We start from the raw sequence: 5,289 nt of genomic DNA, 5'->3' as shown, positions 1-5,289 counted from the left end.
CACTTCCACTGGTGCGATGTCGGGCAGTTCGGCCAACACCTGGTCTTGCACACTTCTGGATGCAGGCGACGTGCGGCTGGGGCCTTCACGAGGGGTGAGCGCTAACTCTAGCAATACGCCGCTGCCCTGGATGTCTTGCAACAAGGCCGAGATGCGGGTGGAATATTGGGCCCGAATCCAGTCCATCTTGAAGCGGTTGGCCACCGCCACCACCACCTTGGAGGCGTCGTCGGACACTGTGGCCGACAGGGGCCGGATCCAGGTATTGAACTGTTGTTCGGGGATTTCCCGGGCCAGCCGATCCAGGCAGGCGGACCAGAGCGCTTGGGAGCCGGCGCCGGAATTTTGTGGGGAGATGCCCTCGGTCATGCTGGGAACGGTACTGCTGTTGGTATTGTGGACAATTGGCTTTGGGCGAAGGGACCATTGTAGTGCCCGGGGCGACTTATCCACAAGGCGCCAAAGCCCGGGTTTTTGGGTATGGACACCCGACCCATAGCAGTGCCGGAGCATGCTGTTATGCCAAATGGCTTGCCGGGCTTGGGGATTCTTTGCGATAATTGCGGGTTTCCCCGATATATACAGAGCACCATGAAACGCACTTTCCAACCTTCCAAAATCAAACGCGCCCGCACCCACGGCTTTCTCGTTCGCATGAAAACCCGTGGTGGCCGTGCGGTGATCAACGCCCGCCGCGCCAAGGGCCGCAAGCGCCTGGCCGTCTAAGGCCGCGCATGAGCAGCGGTTGTCGGCCTGGCCTGGTGGCCATCTGACCGGTCCGGTGGTTCAGCGCATCAAGACCCGGCAACAGTTCCAGGCCGTCATGGCGGGACCTCCTGTGGCCAAAACCCCCCACTTTGCATTGCACAGCGCCTCGTTGGTGGGTGCGCAAGAAGGGCGGGACTTGTTTCCTGTGGCCGACGCCTGGCTGGGTGTGCTGCTGCCCAAACGCTGGGCACGCCGTGCGGTGACCCGCAACACCATCCGACGCCAGATCTACGAGATCGCCCGGGGCATGGCGGGGGCACTGCCCGCCGCCGCATTGGTGGTGCGTCTGCGCAGCGGCTTCAGCCGCGAACAGTTCGTCAGCGCCACATCGGATGCGCTCAAGCGCGCGGTGCGCGCCGAGCTGGAGCAGTTGTTTGGCCGGGTAGCCCGGCCATTGACGCCTCTGACCGTTGCACCGGAGCCGAACCATGTGGGCTGAATGGCCGCGCAAGGTGTTGGTGGGTCTGGTGAAAGCCTACCGCTTGCTGCTCAGTCCCTGGCTGGGCAGCAGTTGCCGTTTTGAACCGTCGTGCTCCTTGTATGCCATTGGCGCGCTGGAGCGCCACGGCGCATGGGCTGGCAGCTACCTCACGCTCAAGCGCCTGGGGCGTTGCAATCCCTGGTGCGCAGGCGGTCACGACCCGGTGCCCGAATCGCCTCCTCGCCTGTTCACAGGTCTGATTCCCCTTTCCTCAGAAGAAAAGAAGAAACCGTCATGAATGACATCCGTCGGTCCATCCTGTGGGTGGTTTTTGGTCTTTCCATGGTCCTGATCTGGGACAAATGGCAGATCCACAACGGCCAGGCGCCGACTTTCTTTCCCTCTTCTGCGGTGTCCAAGCCGGCGGCGGGTGCCACTGGCTCGACGACCAAAGACGCCTCGGTGCCTGCAGCCCAGTCGACTGTTGCGGGTGCCCAGGGCATGGCCGCACCGGCCGACGCGCCTAGGGCGGTGCAAATGCGCCACGAGGTGAGCACCGACGTGCTCAAACTGGTGTTCAACAGCGAAGGCGGCTCGATCGTGGGGGCGCAGTTGCTTAAGCACGCGCAGGCGACCGAAGCCAAGAAGGCCAAGGACAACCAGCCTTTCACCCTGCTGATGCAGGACCAGGGCCGTGTCTATGTGGCCCAGAGCGGCCTGATTGGCGGCAGCTTCCCCACGCACAAGACGCCCATGACCCTGGTCGGCGATCCCGGTACCTTGAGCGACGGGCAGAACGAATTGCAGGTGCGCTTTGAGTCGGACGAGGTGGGCGGCGTGAGGCTGGTCAAGACCTATACCCTGACCCGGGGCAGCTACGCCATCGACGTGCAGCACGAGGTGGTGAACAACAGCGGCCAAGCGTTGAACGCGCAGCTGTATCTGCAGCTGGTGCGCGACGGCAACGAAACCGACAGCGGCACGCCTTTTTATTCCACCTTCACCGGCCCTGCGGTCTACACCGAAGCGAGCAAGTTCACGAAGGTTGCGTTCTCCGACATCGAAAAGAACAAAGCCAGCTTCGACAAAACCGCGAGCAACGGCTACGTGGCCATGGTGCAGCACTATTTCGCCGCCGCCTGGCTGCTGGGCGATGGCGTCACGCGCGAGAACTTCGCCCGCAAGATCGACAACAACCTGTTTGCCATCGGCGCCATCACGGCGGTGCCGGCACTCGAGCCCGGCCAAAGCCAGAGCGTGAAAGCCCGGCTGTTCCTGGGTCCGCAAGAAGAAAAGGTGTTGGAAAAAATCGCGCCCGGTCTTGAGCTGGTGAAAGATTACGGATGGCTCACCATTCTGGCCAAACCGCTGTATTGGTTGCTGGAAAAAATCCACGGCTTTGTGGCCAACTGGGGCTGGTCCATCGTGGCCCTGGTGGTGCTGCTCAAGGCGGCGTTCTACTGGCTCAATGCCAGCGCGTACCGCAGCATGGCCAAGATGAAAGCGATCAATCCACGCATCACCGAGATGCGCGAGCGCCTCAAGAGCAACCCGCAGCAGATGCAGCAGGAAATGATGCGCATGTACCGCGAGGAAAAGGTCAACCCGCTGGGCGGCTGCCTGCCCATCGTGATCCAGATGCCGGTGTTCATCGCCTTGTACTGGGTGTTGTCGTCCAGCGTGGAGATGCGCAACGCCCCCTGGGCGGCGTGGATCATCGATCTGTCTTCGCCCGATCCTTACTTCATCCTGCCCCTGGTGATGGCCGTCACCACCATGATCCAGACCGCGCTCAACCCGCTGCCGCCAGACCCGATGCAGGCCAAACTGATGTGGATGATGCCGCTGATGTTCTCGGTCATGTTCTTCTTCTTCCCGTCCGGCCTGGTGCTGTACTGGATCACGAACAACGTGCTCACCATCGCTCAGCAAGCGCACATCAACCACCGCATGGGCGTGCCTTTGAAAGTCACCCTGCCGTTTGAGCTGTTCAAGAAAGCCAAATAAGCGCTGTGCGGCATGCCCAGCAGGGGGCTGATACCTGCGGTCCGGCCCAGCCGGTTCCGCAGCGTCCCCGGGTCGACATACTTTCGCGCACTGCGTTGTAGGGGCGTTCTTTCATGTTGTCCCAGCACCTGGATCCCATCGTTGCCATCACCACCGCGCCCGGCCGGGGAGCGGTCGGGATTGTTCGCCTTTCAGGGCGCGCGCTGGGGCCCTTGATACAAGCCTTGCTGGGGCGCGCGCTCCAACCGCGCGAGGCCACCTACTTGCCCTTTGCGGCGGCCGACGGCCAGCCCATTGACCACGGCCTGGCCCTGTACTTTCCGGCACCCCATTCGTACACCGGTGAAGACGTGCTGGAACTGCAAGGCCATGGTGGCCCGGTGGTGCTGCAACTTTTGTTGGCGCGCTGTCTGGCGGTGGCGCAGGCGCCGAACGCCGATGGTCAGGCCTGCCTGCCAGGCCTGCGCACCGCTCGGCCCGGTGAATTCACCGAGCGCGCTTTTCACAACGACAAGCTCGATCTCGCCCAGGCCGAGGCCGTGGCCGACCTGATCGACGCCAGCACCGAAGCGGCGGCACGCAGCGCGTCGCGTTCTTTGGCGGGCGCGTTCTCCGAGCGCATCCATGTGCTGCGCGACGCGTTGATCCGCTTGCGTATGCTGGTCGAAGCAACGCTGGATTTCCCGGAAGAAGAAATCGATTTTTTGCAGAAGGCCGATGCCAGCGGGCAGTTGCAGCGCTTGTGCGAAGCGGTGGCGGCCGTGCAGGCGCAGGCGCAGCAAGGCGCTCTGCTGCGCGACGGGCTCAAGGTGGTGATCGCGGGGCAGCCCAATGCCGGCAAAAGCTCGCTGCTCAATGCCCTGGCCGGCGCGGAACTGGCCATCGTCACCCCGGTGGCGGGCACCACGCGCGACGTGGTGCAGCAAACCATTCAGATCGAAGGCGTGCCGCTGCATGTCATGGACACGGCGGGTTTGCGCGACAGCCCCGACGTGGGCGAGGTGGAAAAAATCGGCATCGAGCGCGCCTGGAGCCAGATCGGTCAGGCCGATGCGGTGCTGTTTCTGCACGATCTCGGTCGAGCCGCGCAAGCGGACTACCAGTTGGCCGACCAGGCGATCGAGGCTGCGTTACCGGCGGGCGTGAGCGTGGTCCATGTGTGGAACAAGCTCGATCAGTGCGGTGAGTTGACGCTGCCGGATGGCGCCTTGGCCATATCCGCCAAGCGTGGCGACGGTTTGGAGCCGTTGCGCCAGCGCTTGCTTGCCGTGGCCGGCTGGGAGCACCAAAGCGAGGGTTTGTTCATGGCCCGGGAGCGCCATTTGCAGGCTTTGCGGCAGGTGCAAGTCCATTTGGTCGAGGCGCAAGCCTGGCTGATGGCCCAGGCCGAGCACCTGGACCTGCTGGCCGAAGAGTTGCGGCAAGCGCAGCAGGCCTTGGGCGAGATCACCGGAGAGTTCTCGGCCGACGATCTGCTGGGCGAGATTTTTTCCCGCTTTTGCATCGGGAAATAAGTACCAGCCCAGTGCCCGGCCTCTGACCCGGGGCCTATGGCCGCCGGAGCCTATCCCCCTTGGGGGAGAGCGCAGCCGGGCGTTGCGTTCGTTCGACATCTGCCACCGTCCATCTGTAAGCGGCGGTAAAACATGGATAGGCGCTCTATGCTGGCGGTTATCTTGCACCATGAATGCGGTTTTGCCCCATCCACTCCAAATGGACATCCAGTCGTTGGCCCAAGCCATGGCGCACAGCAGTGCGTTCGATGCCGTTCCGCTGAACTTGAACGAAGCTCAGTGGCAGGCCTTGGCGGACTATTTGCAGCCCATGGCTTTGCAGATGGGGCAGGTGCTGATCGAGCAGGGTGTCAAAGACCGCACCGTCTATTTCATTGAAAGCGGCAGCCTCACGGTGCACTACGAAGACAGCCGCGAGCGCATCCGCATCGCCGTGGTGGGACCGGGTTCCTTGCTGGGTGAAGGTTCCTTTTTCAGCCAGTTGCCGCGCAGTGCCACCGTGCACGCGGGCAGCGCCAGCAAACTCTGGTGTCTGACGCCGTTGCGCTTTCGCGAGCTGTCGGTGCGCCACCCGGTCAT

7 protein-coding genes are annotated in these 5,289 nt (G+C 62.9%); 6 read left to right on the top strand and 1 reads right to left on the bottom strand.

Annotated elements, in window-relative coordinates; translation table 11 throughout:
• Window positions 1-369: DnaA N-terminal domain-containing protein (locus ABYB95_RS16415; protein WP_372659630.1), on the bottom strand; the 369-nt coding region annotated here is incomplete at its 3' end.
• 222 nt (window positions 370-591) lie between these two features.
• On the opposite strand from ABYB95_RS16415, the gene rpmH reads away from it, so the two are divergent.
• The 6 genes from rpmH to ABYB95_RS16385 form a co-directional block, all read left to right on the top strand.
• A complete protein-coding gene (gene rpmH, locus ABYB95_RS16410; RefSeq protein ID WP_372659629.1) occupies window positions 592-726 on the top strand; it encodes a 50S ribosomal protein L34 in 135 nt (44 codons plus the stop codon).
• 19 nt (window positions 727-745) lie between these two features.
• Window positions 746-1,207 carry a ribonuclease P protein component gene (locus ABYB95_RS16405; protein ID WP_372659628.1) on the top strand — a complete coding sequence of 154 codons (462 nt, stop codon included), beginning with the start codon at window positions 746-748 and terminating at the stop codon, window positions 1,205-1,207.
• Entirely contained in the window at window positions 1,197-1,487 is a 291-nt protein-coding gene (gene yidD, locus ABYB95_RS16400) for a membrane protein insertion efficiency factor YidD (protein ID WP_372659627.1), read from the top strand. The genes ABYB95_RS16405 and yidD overlap by 11 nt, the downstream gene beginning before the upstream one ends.
• Complete coding sequence (gene yidC, locus ABYB95_RS16395; RefSeq protein WP_372659626.1) at window positions 1,484-3,196, top strand: membrane protein insertase YidC; 1,713 nt, start codon at window positions 1,484-1,486, stop codon at window positions 3,194-3,196. Before yidD ends, yidC begins: the two co-directional genes overlap by 4 nt.
• 113 nt (window positions 3,197-3,309) lie before the next feature.
• Window positions 3,310-4,710: a tRNA uridine-5-carboxymethylaminomethyl(34) synthesis GTPase MnmE gene (mnmE, locus tag ABYB95_RS16390; RefSeq protein WP_372659625.1), complete on the top strand. Its 1,401-nt coding sequence runs from the start codon at window positions 3,310-3,312 to the stop codon at window positions 4,708-4,710.
• Window positions 4,711-4,891: 181 nt separating this feature from the next.
• The coding region (locus ABYB95_RS16385; protein WP_372659624.1) for a Crp/Fnr family transcriptional regulator at window positions 4,892-5,289 on the top strand (398 nt) is incomplete at its 3' end.

The organism is Hydrogenophaga sp. (assembly GCF_041633695.1).
Taxonomy (GTDB): Bacteria; Pseudomonadota; Gammaproteobacteria; order Burkholderiales; family Burkholderiaceae_C; genus Hydrogenophaga.
Note: the sequence above shows the minus strand (reverse complement) of the source record. Positions and strands in the feature narration are given on the sequence as shown.

Coding starts and splice junctions, on each gene's coding strand:
- yidD (WP_372659627.1), top strand. CDS start 1,197: ATGTGGGCTGAATGGCCGCGCAAGGTGTTGGTGGGTCTGGTGAAAGCC.
- yidC (WP_372659626.1), top strand. CDS start 1,484: ATGAATGACATCCGTCGGTCCATCCTGTGGGTGGTTTTTGGTCTTTCC.
- mnmE (WP_372659625.1), top strand. CDS start 3,310: ATGTTGTCCCAGCACCTGGATCCCATCGTTGCCATCACCACCGCGCCC.
- rpmH (WP_372659629.1), top strand. CDS start 592: ATGAAACGCACTTTCCAACCTTCCAAAATCAAACGCGCCCGCACCCAC.